General features: G+C 64.8%; 8 protein-coding genes. 7 read left to right on the top strand and 1 reads right to left on the bottom strand.

What is annotated here, in order from left to right; translation table 11 throughout:
* Positions 1 to 291: 291 nt before the first annotated feature.
* From rpoB to ACW17Z_RS08075, 4 genes are all read left to right on the top strand, one after another.
* Complete coding sequence (rpoB, locus tag ACW17Z_RS08090; protein ID WP_492058295.1) at positions 292 to 4,374, top strand: DNA-directed RNA polymerase subunit beta; 4,083 nt, start codon at positions 292 to 294, stop codon at positions 4,372 to 4,374.
* 98 nt (positions 4,375 to 4,472) lie between these two features.
* The gene (gene rpoC, locus ACW17Z_RS08085) at positions 4,473 to 8,663 is read left to right on the top strand and encodes a DNA-directed RNA polymerase subunit beta' (RefSeq protein WP_419319976.1); all 4,191 of its coding nucleotides are present in this window, start codon (positions 4,473 to 4,475) and stop codon (positions 8,661 to 8,663) included.
* A gap of 154 nt (positions 8,664 to 8,817) precedes the next feature.
* Positions 8,818 to 9,675 (top strand): class I SAM-dependent methyltransferase, encoded by an 858-nt coding sequence (locus ACW17Z_RS08080; RefSeq protein ID WP_492058294.1) that lies wholly within the window; start codon positions 8,818 to 8,820, stop codon positions 9,673 to 9,675.
* 70 nt (positions 9,676 to 9,745) lie between these two features.
* On the top strand, positions 9,746 to 11,542 hold the full coding sequence (locus ACW17Z_RS08075) for a methyl-accepting chemotaxis protein (RefSeq protein WP_492058293.1): 1,797 nt from the start codon (positions 9,746 to 9,748) through the stop codon (positions 11,540 to 11,542).
* A 7-nt stretch (positions 11,543 to 11,549) separates the two neighbouring features.
* Here the strand turns inward: ACW17Z_RS08075 and ACW17Z_RS08070 are convergent, their stop codons facing one another.
* Entirely contained in the window at positions 11,550 to 12,314 is a 765-nt protein-coding gene (locus ACW17Z_RS08070; protein WP_492058292.1) for a hypothetical protein, read from the bottom strand.
* A 332-nt stretch (positions 12,315 to 12,646) separates the two neighbouring features.
* Here ACW17Z_RS08070 and rpsL point away from each other — a divergent pair, with 332 nt between their 5' ends.
* The 3 genes from rpsL to fusA all read left to right on the top strand — a co-directional run bounded on the left by rpsL (position 12,647) and on the right by fusA (position 15,688).
* The gene (rpsL, locus tag ACW17Z_RS08065; RefSeq protein ID WP_007661566.1) at positions 12,647 to 13,018 is read left to right on the top strand and encodes a 30S ribosomal protein S12; all 372 of its coding nucleotides are present in this window, start codon (positions 12,647 to 12,649) and stop codon (positions 13,016 to 13,018) included.
* A gap of 12 nt (positions 13,019 to 13,030) precedes the next feature.
* Complete coding sequence (gene rpsG / locus ACW17Z_RS08060; protein ID WP_419254133.1) at positions 13,031 to 13,504, top strand: 30S ribosomal protein S7; 474 nt, start codon at positions 13,031 to 13,033, stop codon at positions 13,502 to 13,504.
* Positions 13,505 to 13,609: 105 nt separating this feature from the next.
* Positions 13,610 to 15,688 (top strand): elongation factor G, encoded by a 2,079-nt coding sequence (gene fusA / locus ACW17Z_RS08055; protein WP_419319978.1) that lies wholly within the window; start codon positions 13,610 to 13,612, stop codon positions 15,686 to 15,688.
* Positions 15,689 to 15,808 lie beyond the last annotated feature (120 nt).

The following is a 15,808-nucleotide window of genomic DNA, read 5'->3' as shown; positions in this document are numbered from 1 at the left end:
GGCCGCTTGGCCTATATCCGCCCGTTCACGAAGACATTCGGCGGAACGCGCACGCGTGTGTCCGCATATTACGCCCCGAGGCGCGGTCAGCCGCCCTCCGACCCGCGCGAAGGGGCGCCCGCCAGGTCTACCGGTCCCGGTCGCCTGTCAGGGGAATTCCAGCGTCCGACGTTCCCGCCCCGGCGGGTGCGGCGAGGGTGGACGCAGGATCAAGACGAACGCACGCGCGGAGTCTCTCCGTGCGAGCCCTTCGAAACATTTGGCGCGGCGATCCGCGCCCAAGGGAAAAACATGGCGCAATCCTTCACCGGCAAGAAGCGGATCCGGAAGTCTTTCGGCCGCATCCCCGAAGCTGTGCAGATGCCGAACCTGATCGAGGTTCAGCGCTCCTCCTACGAACAGTTCCTGCAGCGCGAAGTCCGTCCGGGCATGCGCAAGGAAGAGGGCATCGAGGCGGTCTTCAAGTCCGTCTTCCCGATCAAGGATTTCAACGAGCGCGCGGTGCTCGAATACGTCTCGTACGAATTCGAAGAGCCCAAGTACGACGTTGAAGAATGCATCCAGCGCGACATGACCTTCGCGGCGCCGCTGAAGGTCAAGCTGCGCCTGATCGTGTTCGAAACCGAAGAGGAAACCGGCGCCCGGTCCGTCAAGGACATCAAGGAGCAGGACGTCTACATGGGCGATATCCCGCTCATGACCGACAAGGGCACCTTTATCGTCAACGGCACCGAGCGGGTCATCGTCTCGCAGATGCACCGTTCGCCCGGCGTGTTCTTCGACCACGACAAGGGCAAGACCCACGCCTCGGGCAAGCTGCTGTTCGCCGCCCGCGTCATTCCCTATCGCGGCTCGTGGCTGGACTTCGAGTTCGACGCCAAGGACGTGGTCTATGTCCGCATCGACCGTCGCCGCAAGCTGCCCGCCACCACCTTCCTCTACGCCCTGGGCATGGACGGCGAAGAGATCCTGACCACGTTCTACGACGTCGTGCCCTTCGAGAAGCGCACCACGGCCGGCGCCGAAGGCTGGGCCACCCCCTACAAGCCCGAGCGCTGGCGCGGCGTGAAGCCGGAATTCGCCCTGATCGACGCCGACACCGGCGAAGAAGTGGCTCCGGCCGGCACCAAGATCACCGCCCGTCAGGCCAAGAAGCTGGCTGACGCCGGCCTCAAGACCCTGCTGCTGGCGCCCGAGGCCCTGACCGGCCGTTATCTGGCCCGCGACGCCGTCAACTACGAGAACGGCGAGATCTACGCCGAAGCCGGCGACGAACTGGACGTGGTCTCGATCCAGGCCCTGGCCGATCAAGGCTTCAGCACCATCGACGTGCTGGACATCGACCACGTCACGGTCGGCGCCTACATGCGCAACACCCTGCGCGTGGACAAGAACGCCGTCCGTGAAGACGCGCTGTTCGACATCTATCGCGTCATGCGTCCGGGCGAGCCGCCGACCGTCGAAGCCGCTGAAGCGATGTTCAAGTCGCTGTTCTTCGACGCCGAGCGCTACGACCTGTCGGCCGTCGGCCGCGTGAAGATGAACATGCGCCTGGAGTTGGACGCTTCGGACGAGATGCGCGTGCTCCGCAAGGAAGACGTGCTGGCCGTCCTGAAGCTGCTGGTCGGCCTGCGCGATGGTCGCGGCGAAATCGACGACATCGACAACTTGGGCAACCGCCGGGTGCGTTCGGTCGGCGAACTGCTGGAAAACCAGTACCGCGTCGGCCTGCTGCGCATGGAACGCGCCATCAAGGAACGCATGTCGTCCGTCGACATCGACACCGTGATGCCGCACGACCTGATCAACGCCAAGCCGGCCGCGGCCTCGGTGCGTGAATTCTTCGGCTCCTCGCAGCTGTCGCAGTTCATGGACCAGACCAACCCGCTGTCGGAGATCACCCACAAGCGTCGTCTCTCGGCGCTTGGCCCGGGCGGTCTGACCCGCGAACGCGCCGGCTTCGAAGTCCGCGACGTTCACCCGACCCACTACGGCCGCATCTGCCCGATTGAAACGCCGGAAGGCCCGAACATCGGTCTGATCAACTCGCTGGCCACCCACGCCCGCGTCAACAAGTACGGCTTCATCGAGAGCCCCTACCGTCGCGTCGCCGACGGCAAGCCGCTCGACGAGGTCGTCTACATGTCGGCCATGGAAGAGTCGAAGCACGTCATCGCCCAGTCCAACATCAAGGTGTTGAACGGCGAGATCGTCGACGACCTGGTCCCCGGCCGGATCAACGGCGAACCCACGCTCCTGCAAAAGGAGATGGTCGACCTGATGGACGTGTCGCCGCGTCAGGTGGTTTCGGTGGCCGCGGCCCTGATCCCCTTCCTCGAAAACGATGACGCCAACCGCGCCCTCATGGGCTCGAACATGCAACGTCAGGCCGTGCCTCTGGTGCAGTCCGACGCGCCGCTGGTCGGCACGGGCATGGAAGCCGTGGTCGCTCGCGACTCCGGCGCCGTGGTCGTGGCCAAGCGTACCGGCGTGGTCGAGCAGATCGACGGTACCCGTATCGTCGTCCGCGCCACCGAGGAAACCGACGCCGCCCGTTCGGGCGTCGATATCTATCGCCTCAGCAAGTTCCAGCGCTCGAACCAGTCGACCTGCATCAACCAGCGTCCGCTGGTGAAGGTGGGCGACAAGATCAACTCCGGCGACATCATCGCCGACGGTCCCTCGACCGAACTGGGCGAACTGGCCCTGGGCCGCAACGCTCTCGTCGCGTTCATGCCCTGGAACGGCTACAACTTCGAAGACTCGATCCTGATCTCCGAACGCATCGTCCGCGACGACGTCTTCACCTCGATCCACATCGAGGAATTTGAAGTCATGGCCCGCGACACCAAGCTCGGCCCAGAAGAAATCACCCGCGATATCCCCAACGTCGGCGAGGAAGCCCTGCGCAACCTCGACGAAGCTGGCATCGTGGCCATCGGCGCCGAAGTCCAGCCGGGCGACATCCTGGTCGGCAAGGTCACGCCGAAGGGCGAAAGCCCGATGACGCCGGAAGAAAAGCTCCTGCGCGCCATCTTCGGTGAAAAGGCCTCGGACGTCCGCGACACCAGCCTGCGCCTGCCCCCGGGCGTCGCCGGCACCATCGTCGACGTGCGCGTGTTCAACCGTCACGGCGTCGACAAGGACGAACGCGCCCTGGCCATCGAACGCTCGGAAATCGACCGTCTGGGCAAGGACCGCGACGACGAATTCGCGATCCTGAACCGCAACATCTCGGGCCGTCTGCGCGAGCTGCTGATCGGCAACGTCGCTCTGTCGGGCCCCAAGGGCCTGTCGCGCGGCGAGATCACCGCCCAGGGCCTGGCTGACGTTCAGCCCGGCCTGTGGTGGCAGATCGCGCTCGAAGACGAGAAGGCGATGGGCGAACTCGAGTCGCTGCGCCGTCTGTTCGACGAGAACCGCAAGCGTCTGGACCGTCGTTTCGAAGACAAGGTCGACAAGCTGCAGCGCGGCGACGAACTGCCCCCGGGCGTGATGAAGATGGTCAAGGTCTTCGTGGCCGTGAAGCGCAAGCTTCAGCCCGGCGACAAGATGGCCGGCCGTCACGGCAACAAGGGCGTCATCTCGCGCATCCTGCCGATCGAGGACATGCCGTTCCTCGCCGACGGGACGCACGTGGACGTGGTTCTGAACCCGCTGGGCGTGCCTTCGCGCATGAACGTCGGCCAGATCTTCGAAACCCACCTGGGTTGGGCCTGCGCCGGTCTCGGCAAGCAGATCACCGCCCTGCTGGAAGACTGGCAGGCCGGCGGTCAGAAGGAAGCGCTCATCGAGCGTCTGACCGAGATCTACGGTCCCGACGAAGAACTGCCTGACACCGAAGAGGGTCTGGTGGAACTGGCTCGCAACCTCGGCAAGGGCGTTCCGATCGCGACGCCCGTGTTCGACGGCGCGCGCATCGGCGACATCGAAGATCACCTGCGCATGGCGGGTCTTGACCCCTCGGGCCAGTCGATCCTGTTCGACGGTCAGACGGGCGACCAGTTCAAGCGTCCGGTCACGGTCGGCTACATCTACATGCTGAAGCTGCACCACCTGGTCGACGACAAGATCCACGCCCGTTCGATCGGTCCGTACTCCCTCGTCACGCAACAGCCGCTGGGTGGTAAGGCCCAGTTCGGCGGTCAGCGCTTCGGGGAAATGGAAGTCTGGGCGCTGGAAGCCTACGGCGCGGCCTACACCCTGCAGGAAATGCTGACGGTGAAGTCCGACGACGTGGCCGGCCGGACCAAGGTCTACGAGTCGATCGTCCGTGGCGATGACACGTTCGAAGCCGGTATCCCCGAAAGCTTCAACGTGCTGGTCAAGGAAATGCGCTCGCTCGGCCTGAACGTCGAGCTGGAGAACAGCTGATCCATCGCACCCTCCTCGGTCTGAAGACCGGGGAGGGGCCTTCGCTCAGCCTCTCTCCACTTTGAATTTTCGCGGGTAATCCCGCAGAAGGAACCAAGATGAACCAGGAAGTCCTGAACATCTTCAATCCGGTCCAGGCCGCTCCGACCTTCGACCAGATCCGTATTTCGCTGGCCTCGCCGGAAAAGATCCGCTCGTGGTCGTTCGGCGAGATCAAGAAGCCCGAAACCATCAACTACCGCACGTTCAAGCCCGAGCGTGACGGCCTGTTCTGCGCCCGTATCTTTGGCCCGACCAAGGACTACGAATGCCTGTGCGGCAAGTACAAGCGCATGAAGTACAAGGGCATCATCTGCGAAAAGTGCGGTGTTGAAGTCACCCTGGCCCGCGTTCGTCGCGAGCGCATGGGCCACATCGAGCTGGCCTCGCCGGTCGCCCACATCTGGTTCCTGAAGTCGCTGCCGTCGCGTATCGCCATGATGCTCGACATGCCGCTGAAGGACATCGAACGCGTCCTGTACTTCGAATACTACATCATCACCGAGCCGGGCCTGACCCCGCTGAAGCAGCACCAGCTGCTCAGCGAGGACGACTACATGCGCGCCCAGGAAGAGTACGGCGATGACAGCTTCACCGCCGAGATCGGCGCTGAAGCCATCCAGAACCTGCTCAAGGCGATCGACCTCGACAAGGAAGCCGAACGCCTGCGCGAAGAGCTGGCCGGCACCGTGTCGGACATGAAGCAGAAGAAGTTCAGCAAGCGCCTGAAGATCCTCGAAGCCTTCTCGGAATCGGGCAACCGTCCCGAGTGGATGGTTCTGACGGTCGTGCCGGTGATCCCGCCGGAACTGCGCCCGCTGGTGCCGCTGGACGGTGGCCGCTTCGCCACCTCCGACCTGAACGACCTCTATCGCCGGGTCATCAACCGTAACAACCGCCTCAAGCGCCTGATCGAGCTGCGCGCCCCCGACATCATCATCCGCAACGAAAAGCGGATGCTGCAGGAGTCGGTCGACGCCCTGTTCGATAACGGCCGCCGCGGTCGCGTCATCACCGGCGCCAACAAGCGTCCGCTGAAGTCGCTGGCCGACATGCTGAAGGGCAAGCAGGGTCGCTTCCGTCAGAACCTGCTGGGCAAGCGCGTCGACTATTCGGGCCGTTCGGTCATCGTGGTCGGTCCCGATCTGAAGCTGCACGAGTGCGGCCTGCCCAAGAAGATGGCTCTGGAGCTGTTCAAGCCGTTCATCTATGCGCGCCTGGACGCCAAGGGCCTGTCGGGCACCGTCAAGCAGTCCAAGCGTATGGTCGAGCGCGAACAGCCCCAAGTGTGGGACATCCTCGAAGAGGTGATCCGCGAACACCCGGTGATGCTGAACCGCGCGCCGACGCTTCACCGTCTGGGCATCCAGGCGTTCGAACCCAAGCTGATCGAGGGCAAGGCCATCCAGCTGCACCCGCTGGTCTGCGCCGCCTTCAACGCCGACTTCGACGGCGACCAGATGGCTGTCCACGTGCCGCTGTCGCTGGAGGCGCAACTCGAAGCGCGCGTCCTGATGATGTCGACCAACAACATCCTGTCGCCCGCCAACGGTCGCCCGATCATCGTGCCGTCGCAGGACATCGTCCTGGGTCTGTACTATCTGTCGGTCGCTCGCGAAGGTGAGCCGGGCGAAGGCAAGATCTTTGCCGACCTGGGCGAAATCGAAGCCGCCATGGACGCCGGCGTTGTCAGCCTGCACGCCAAGATCAAGTCGCGCTTTACCGAAGTTGACGCCGATGGCGTGGCGCGTCGCCGCGTGATCGACACCACGCCGGGCCGGATGAAGATCGCCGCCCTGCTGCCGCGTCACCCGCAGGTGGGTCACCGCCTGATCGAAAAGGCCCTGACCAAGAAGGAAATCGGCAACCTCATCGACATCGTCTACCGCCACTGCGGTCAGAAGGCGACGGTGATCTTCGCCGACCAGATCATGGGTCTGGGCTTCAAGGAAGCGGCCAAGGCCGGCATCTCCTTCGGCAAGGACGACATCATCATCCCGAAGCGGAAAGAGGCGATCGTCGCCGAAACCCGCACCCTGGCTGAAGAGTACGAGCAGCAATATGCTGACGGCCTGATCACCAAGGGCGAGAAGTACAACAAGGTCGTTGACGCCTGGGCCAAGGCCACCGACCGCGTCGCCGACGAGATGATGGCCGAGCTTCAGATGAAGCATCTGGACGAGAACGGCCGCGAGAAGGAGATCAACTCCATCTACATGATGGCCCACTCCGGCGCCCGTGGTTCGCAAGCCCAGATGAAGCAGCTGGGCGGCATGCGCGGTCTGATGGCCAAGCCTTCGGGCGAGATCATCGAGACCCCGATCGTCTCGAACTTCAAGGAAGGCCTGACCGTTCAGGAATACTTCAACTCGACCCACGGCGCCCGTAAGGGCCTCGCGGACACCGCGCTGAAGACCGCCAACTCGGGCTATCTGACGCGTCGTCTGGTCGACGTGGCGCAGGACTGCATCATCGTCGAGGAAGATTGCGGCACCACGCGGGGCATCACCCTGCGCGCCGTGGTCGAGGGCGGTGACGTCCTGGTCTCGCTGGGCATGCGCGTCCTGGGCCGCTTCTCGGCCGAGGACATCAAGGACCCGGCGACCGGCGAGCTGGTCGTTCCGGCCGACACCTACCTGACCGAGAACATGGCCGACGCGATCGAAGCGGCTGCCGTGCAGTCGGTGAAGGTGCGTTCGGTCCTGACCTGCGAAGCCAAGGTCGGCGTCTGCGGCGCCTGCTACGGCCGCGACCTGGCCCGCGGTACCCCGGTCAACATCGGTGAAGCGGTCGGCGTCATCGCCGCTCAGTCCATCGGAGAGCCCGGCACCCAGCTGACGATGCGGACCTTCCACATCGGCGGCACCGCCCAGGTCGCCGAGCAGTCGTTCTTCGAAAGCAGCAACGACGGTACGGTCCGCGTGACCGGCGCCACCGTTGTCGGCACCGAAGGCTTCCTGGTCGTCATGAGCCGCAACACGGCCGTGAGCGTCCTGGTCGACGGCAAGGAACGCGAAAACTACAAGCCGCCTTACGGCGCGCGCCTGAAGATCAAGGACGGCGACAAGGTGAAGCGTGGCCAGCGTCTGGCCGATTGGGACCCCTACACCACCCCGATCATCACCGAAGTGGCCGGCAAGATCCGTGCGGAAGACCTGGTGGACGGCTTCTCCGTCCGCGAGGAAACCGACGAAGCCACCGGTATCGCGCAGCGCGTGATCGCCGACTGGCGGACCTCGGCCCGCGCCGCCGACCTGCGCCCCGCCATGGGCGTTCTGGCCGAGGACGGTTCCTATGTCCGCCTCGCCAACGGCGGTGAGGCTCGCTACCTGATGTCGGTCGGGGCCATTCTGTCCGTCGGTGACGGCGACATGGTCAAGCCGGGCGAGGTCATCGCGCGGATCCCCACCGAAGGCGCCAAGACCCGCGACATCACCGGCGGTCTGCCGCGCGTCGCCGAACTCTTCGAAGCCCGCCGTCCCAAGGACTGCGCGGTCATCGCGGAAATGGACGGTCGCGTCGAATTCGGCAAGGATTACAAGAACAAGCGCCGCATCAAGATCACCCCGGAAATCGACGCTGACGGTAACCAGGGCGAGCCGGTCGAGTTCCTGATCCCCAAGGGCAAGCACATCGCGGTGCACGATGGCGACTTCATCGCGCGCGGCGAATACATCATCGACGGCAACCCGGATCCGCACGACATCCTGCGCATCCTGGGCGTCGAGGCCCTGGCCAACTTCCTGGTCGACGAAATTCAGGAAGTTTACCGACTGCAAGGCGTGCCGATCAACGACAAGCACATCGAGACGATCGTTCGTCAGATGCTGCAAAAGGTCGAGATCCTCGAGCCGGGCGATACGGGTCTGATCAAGGGCGATCACCTGGACAAGCCTGAGTTCTACATCGAGCAGGACCGCGCGGTTTCGCGTGGCGGCCGTCCGGCCACCACCCAGCCCGTGCTGCTCGGCATCACCAAGGCCTCGCTGCAGACCAAGAGCTTCATCTCGGCCGCGTCGTTCCAGGAAACGACCCGCGTCCTGACCGAAGCCTCGGTGCACGGCAAGACCGACACCCTGGAAGGCCTGAAGGAAAACGTCATCGTGGGTCGCCTGATCCCCGCCGGTACGGGTTCCTATCTGCGCAGCCTGCAGCGCGTCGCCGCCAAGCGCGACGAGCAGTTGGCCCAGCAGCGCGAAGATGCGATGGAGCCTCTGCCCGAGGCCATCGCTCTGGCCGACGCCGAATAGGCTTCGACCTGACGAACTGAACGGAAAGGCCCGGGAGCGATCCCGGGCCTTTTCTTTTGCCCGGCGCTGGGGCCGGCGGGAATACCGCTCGGGTGGATCGATTCCAGATCTCGTCCGTTTATTCTCGGGCAGAGTGCTCGGGGGAGAGCGGCGAATGAGCCTGACGACAGACTATGCGGCTAGGTTACGCGCGCTGATATACGACGGGGAGGGGATCTCCGACGGAGACCTTCTGGCCAGGGCCATGATGATCGGCGTCAAATGGCGCACGCAGCTCTGGGTCAACACCCTGGCCGCGGAAGGCTTGCGCGTGCGCTCTGGGCCGTTCGCCGGGATGGACTATGTGGTGAACGCGGCCGAGGGGGCTCTGCTGCCCCGGCTTCTCGGTGTCTATGAGCGCGAGTTGCATCCCGATCTTCTGGCGTTCGCGGCCGAAGGCCTGGATCATGTGATCGATATCGGATGCGCCGAAGGCTATTACGCCGTTGGCCTGGCGCGCCTGATGCCCGGCGTCACGGTTAACGCCTACGATATCGACGAGACGGCGCGCCGCCGTTGCGGTTTGCTGGCGGCGGCCAATGGCGTTTCAGAGCGTGTGGTCGTCCGTGGAGCCTTTCAGGGCGAGGACTTCGACGCCTACCGCAGCAGGGGACGGATTCTGGTCTTCATCGATGCGGAGGGTTACGAGGACGAGGTTCTCCGCCCCGACCTCTATCCAGCGCTGGCCGAGTTCAATGTCATCGTCGAGACCCATCCGGGGTTTCGCGAGGGTGTCACCGAGCGCCTCATCGCGCGGTTCTCGCCCACCCACGATATCAAGCGCCTCGATCCCCGCGTGGAGAAGGCCGATCTGCCCGACCAGCTGACCAGCCGCAGCCATCTGGACATGATGCTGGCCTGCTGGGAGTGGCGCGCCGGGCCAACGCCTTGGCTGGTCATGAGACCCAAAGTGCGGGTTTCCCGGGCGGATCCGGCGGCATATGGTCGCAAAGCGTCGAGGAATTCGAGTTAAATCAGAATCTTAAGCCTTGGTTTACGCGCGTTAGGCATCTGGAAGAGCTCAACCGCTTCCCACGGATGCCATGCGCTCGGACATTTCCACCAAGGTCAGTCTGACCATCGCCGCAGCTTTCCTGGTCTTGACCGTTGCGGTCCTGGCCATCGTCGCCAGCGGTTCGCTCGGCTTCGCCAAGCAGCAGGCCGCCGCCCAGCAGGAAGCCAGCATGCGGGTGGCGTGGGACGTCATCGGCCAGCGCGGCGCGATCTTCCGTCGGGAGGCTGACCAGCTGATGGTGGGCGACAAGGTTCTGAACGGCGACTTCGACGGCGTCGACAGGGTCAAGGCCCTGGTCGGCGGCACGGCCACCGTGTTCATGGGCGACACCCGCATCACCACCAATGTCACCAAGCCCGATGGCAGCCGCGCGGTCGGCACGCCCCTGGCCAAGGGCAAGGTCCATGACGCCGTGCTGGGTCGGGGCGAGTCCTACCGCGGCGAGGCCAAGATCCTGGATCGGCCGTTTTTCGTGGCTTACGATCCAATCAAGGACGCCAGTGGCCAGGTGATCGGCATCCTGTATGTCGGCGTGCCTCAGGCCGACTTCTTCCAGCCGGTCTACAAGCAGCTGGGTTTCCTGGCTGCGGCCTGCCTGCTGCTGGGCGCCGCCGGCGCCACGGCCTCGGTGCTGATGGTGCGTGGTCAACTGAAGCCGCTGTCGACCCTGCGCGACGCCATGGGCAAGGTGATGGCTGGCGACCTGACCGTCAGTCTGCCCTTCGCCGGCCGCCGCGACGACATTGGCCTGATGGCCGACGCGGTCCACGCCTTCCGCGACGACGCCCGGGAAAAGCAGACCATTCAGGCCCAGGCCGAGGCTCGCGACGGTGTAGAACAGGCCGACCGCCTGGCCGCCCGGGATCGCGACGCCCGCCAGGCCGCAGCCCAGAACAGCGTCGTCACCAGCCTGGCCGAAGGGCTGGGGCGTCTGTCCGACGGCGACCTGACCGTGCGCATCGAGACGCCTTTCGCGGCCGACTACGAAGGCCTGCGGGCCGACTTCAACCAGACCGTGGGCCGTCTGCAGGACGCCATGGGCGCCGTGATCGACGCGGTGGGCGGCCTCCACGCCGGGGCCGGCGGCATCGCCTCGGAGGCCGGCGACCTGTCTCGCCGCACTGAGCAGCAGGCCGCCAGCCTGGAAGAGACCGCCGCCGCCCTCGACGAGATCACCGCCACGGTCAAGCGCACCGCCGACGGCGCGCGCGGGGCCCGCGAGGCCGTACGCGAGGCCCAGGCCGAAGCCGACCGCTCGCGCCAGGTCGTGAGCGAGACCATCGATGCGATCAACGGGGTGGAGGCCTCGGCCGCCCAGGTGGCCCAGATCATCGGCGTGATCGACGAGATCGCCTTCCAGACCAATCTGCTGGCCCTGAACGCCGGGGTCGAGGCGGCGCGAGCCGGCGAGGCCGGTCGCGGCTTCGCGGTCGTGGCCCAGGAAGTGCGGGCGCTTGCCCAGCGCTCGGCCGACGCGGCCAAGCAGATCAAGACCCATATCGGCGACTCCACCCGTCAGGTCGAGGCGGGGGTGAAGCTGGTCGGCCGCACGGGCGAGGCGCTGCAGAAGATCGCTGCCCAGGTCGCGGCCATCGACGGCAGCGTTTCCGAGATCGCCGCCAGCGCGCAGGAACAGGCCGCCGGCCTCAGCGAGGTCAACACCGCCGTCAACCAGATGGACCAGGGCACGCAGCAGAACGCCGCCATGGTCAACCGCTCGGCTGACGCCAGCCGCGATCTGGTCGCCCAGGCCGATAGCCTGGCGGGCCTGGTCGGCCGCTTCAAGGTGGACGCCCACTCGGCATCCCCGCGCCGCGTCGCCTAGACGCCCTTCAACGCTGTTCTGACTCCCGTCGGGCCTTGGCGCGCTCGGCCTCTATCTGCTTGGCCTTGCCCAGCAGATAGAGCTCCTGGCCGCGTGCGTCGCGGGGCCGGCCCAGCCCGTCCTGCTCGAGACCGCCGACGAAGGGGATGTCCTTGGCCCTGCCCGGGCCGTCGCGGCTACGATGATCCACGCCTACGCCCATGGGGCTTTCCCTGTAGGCGCGACTGGCTTCCTGGGCGAGCGACTGCTGACGGAAGTCGATCGCCGCCCCGGCGCTGACCGGTGCGTTGGCATAGACCGGAGCGTTGCGCGCCGCCGCCCCCCAACGCTCCTGACATGTCTCGATCTCCCGCCGGTTCAGCCCGACCGCGCGGCCATTGGCGCAGCCCACGCCGCTGCCGCGCAGGGCGGCGCGCAGATCGCCCCTGGGGCCTTCGGGCAGGGGGGCGGGATGCAGGGCCGTGCCGCGTCGCGGCGCGGCCGGCAGGCCCGGAACCATCAGCGGCGCCACGGGCGAGGAGAAGACCGCGCGGGGCGTTCGCGCCTGGATCTGGCCGGGCGCGCTGGCGGGCGGGGCGTCGGACGGGGCCTCCGGCGTCCGGTCGATCCGTTCCAGGGTCACCGTCAGGGCGTCTTCGTCGTTGGAACGGTCAGGAAAGGCCTCGATCCGGGGAAAGGCCAACAAGGCCAGCACCAGTCCGTGGGCGACGAGGGAGCCGGCCAGAACAGCGCTCGGTCTCAGCGGTTGGGCGCGCGCCGTTGGCAAGGTCACAGATCATTCGACAAAGGGGTTACAACGCGCGCAGCCTCGCCATCGGAAGTGGCGAAAGCGTGGCCTTTAAGACCTCGTTAACCGACGCAATCACCGGCGTTGACGCGGATCGACTTCGCGAGTAAATACCGCGCTCTTTCGAGGTGGGCCCTGCGCCCGTCCTGATAAGCGCCCGTCCCCTACCGACGGATAGCCCGCCGGAACGCTTTCCGCGTCCCGGCGAGTTTCGTGTTTATCGGATCTCCATCTGGAGCCTTGCAAGCCGGAATACATGACTAGGACCCGAAGCGCCTCGGCCGACAGGCACACGCTTCCATCAGAGCAGAGACTTAATGCCTACCGTCAACCAGCTCATCCGTAAGCCGCGCCAGCCTAAGCCGGTCCGGAACAAGGTGCCCGCCCTCAAGGGCTGCCCGCAACGCCGTGGTGTTTGCACCCGCGTCTATACGACGACCCCGAAGAAGCCCAACTCGGCTCTGCGTAAGGTCGCCAAGGTCCGTCTGACCACCGGCATCGAAGCCGTTTGCTATATCCCGGGCGAAGGCCACAACCTGCAGGAGCACTCGGTGGTGCTTATCCGCGGCGGCCGCGTCAAGGATTTGCCCGGCGTCCGTTATCACATCCTGCGCGGCGTCCTCGACACCCAAGGTGTCAAGGATCGTAAGCAGCGTCGTTCGCTCTACGGCGCCAAGCGTCCGAAGTAAGGAAAAAGAAGCATGTCACGCCGCCGTCGCGCCGAGAAACGCCAAGTTCTGCCGGACCCGAAGTTCGGAGACCTGGTGGTCACCAAATTCATGAACTACGTGATGTACGAGGGCAAAAAAGCCGTCGCCGAAAACATCATCTATGGTGCTTTCGACATCATCGAAACCAAGCGCAAGGACCAGGGTCCCCTGGAAACCTTCCACTCCGCTCTGGACAACGTCGCCCCGGCGATCGAAGTCCGGTCGCGTCGCGTTGGCGGCGCCACCTATCAGGTGCCCGTGGAAGTCCGTCCGGACCGTCGTCGCGCCCTGGCCATCCGCTGGCTGGTTACCGCTGCGCGCAAGCGCGGCGAGAACACCATGACCGAGAAGCTGGCCGGTGAACTGCTCGACGCTTCCAACAACCGCGGCACCGCGGTGAAGAAGCGCGAAGACACCCACAAGATGGCTGAAGCCAACCGGGCGTTCTCGCACTACCGCTGGTAACCTTTCTTACCAGCACTCTTTCAGGCGCGGGCGGTTTGCGATAAACCGCCCGCGCCGCACGTTTAAATGTCCCTGCCTCACAGCAGCGCTACGCAGAGCTCCATCATGGCCCGCCAGCATAAAATCGAAGACTACCGTAACTTCGGCATCATGGCGCACATCGACGCCGGGAAGACGACGACGACCGAGCGGATCCTGTATTACACGGGCAAGTCGCACAAGATCGGCGAAGTCCACGACGGCGCCGCGACCATGGACTGGATGGACCAGGAGCAAGAGCGCGGCATCACGATCACGTCCGCCGCGACGACCGCTTTCTGGAAAGAAAAGCGCCTCAACATCATCGACACCCCCGGCCACGTCGACTTCACCATTGAAGTCGAGCGTTCGCTGCGCGTGCTGGATGGCGCCGTCACCGTTCTGGACGGTAACGCCGGTGTTGAGCCCCAGACCGAAACCGTCTGGCGCCAGGCCGACAAGTACAACGTTCCGCGTATCGTGTTCGTCAACAAGATGGACAAGATCGGCGCCGACTTCGACAAGTCGGTCGAGTCGATCCGCGACCGCCTGGGCGCCAAGGCCGTTCCGATCCAGTTCCCGATCGGCTCGGAAAACACCCTCAGCGGCCTGGTTGACCTGGTCCGCATGAAGGCCGTCGTCTGGGACAATGACGCCCTGGGCGCCAACTTCCGCGACGAAGAAATTCCCGCCGATCTGATGGACAAGGCCGTCGAGGCCCGCGCCTATCTGGTCGAATGCGCCGTCGAAATGGACGACGAAGCGATGGAAGCCTATCTGGGCGGCGAAGAGCCCTCGGAAGCGACCATCAAGAACTGCATCCGCAAGGCTGTGCTGAGCGGCGCGTTCTATCCGATCCTCTGCGGCTCGGCCTTCAAGAACAAGGGCGTTCAGACCCTGCTGGACGCCGTCGTCGACTACCTGCCGTCGCCGCTGGACATCCCGCCGACCAAGGGCATCGACTTCAAGACCGAAGAAGAAATCGTGCGTCGGGCTTCGGACGAAGAGCCGCTGTCGGTTCTGGCGTTCAAGATCATGGACGACCCCTTCGTTGGTTCGCTGACCTTCTGCCGCATCTATTCGGGCAAGCTGGAAACCGGCATGGGCCTGCTCAACGCCACGCGCGACAAGCGCGAGCGCGTTGGCCGCATGCTTCTGATGCACTCCAACAACCGCGAAGACATCAAGGAAGCCTTCGCCGGCGACATCGTCGCTCTGGCTGGCCTCAAGGACACCCGCACCGGCGATACCCTGTGCGATCCGCTGAAGTCCCCGGTGATCCTGGAGCGCATGATCTTCCCGGCGCCCGTCATCGAAATCGCTGTCGAGCCCAAGTCGAAGGCCGACCAGGAGAAGCTGGGCGTCGCCCTGCAGAAGCTGGCCGCCGAAGATCCGTCCTTCACCGTCTCGACCGACTTCGAAAGCGGCCAGACGATCCTGAAGGGCATGGGCGAGCTGCACCTGGACATCAAGATCGACATCCTGAAGCGGACCTACAAGGTCGAAGCCAACATCGGCGCGCCGCAGGTTGCCTATCGCGAAAGCCTGGGTAAGACGGTCGACATCGACTACACCCACAAGAAGCAGACCGGCGGTACGGGCCAGTTCGCCCGCGTCATGATCACCTTCGAACCCGGCGAGCCCGGTTCGGGCTTCGTGTTCGAAAACTCGATCGTCGGCGGCGCGGTGCCCAAGGAATACATCCCGGGCGTCGAAAAGGGTCTGAACTCCGTTAAGGACAACGGCCTGCTGGCCGGCTTCCCGCTGATCGATTTCAAGGCCACCCTGACGGACGGCAAGTACCACGACGTCGACTCCAGCGTGCTGGCGTTCGAAATCGCGTCGCGCGCCGCCTTCAAGGAGCTGCGCGAAAAGGGCGCTCCCAAGCTGCTCGAGCCGATCATGGCCGTCGAAGTCGTGACCCCGGAAGAGTATCTGGGTTCGGTCATCGGCGACCTGAACAGCCGTCGCGGCATGATCCAGGGTCAAGACATGCGCGGCAACGCCACGGTGGTTAACGCCTTCGTGCCGCTGGCCAACATGTTCGGCTACGTGAACACCCTGCGGGGCATGTCGCAAGGCCGCGCCCAGTTCACCATGCAATACGATCACTACGAGCCGGTGCCGCAACACGTCGCCGACGAAGTGATCAAGAAGTACGCGTAGTTTTTTCCCTCGGGAAAAGCCTGCACGAAGGAAGCAGAGAGGGCTCCGTTAGGGGCCCTCTCAACAAGAACCCCAGAAATTCCCATTAATTTGAGGCCCCTCTGGGGTCCTAAGGTAGAG

The sequence above is a fragment of the Caulobacter sp. GSs2 genome (genome assembly GCF_058680895.1).
Note: the sequence above shows the minus strand (reverse complement) of the source record. Positions and strands in the feature narration are given on the sequence as shown.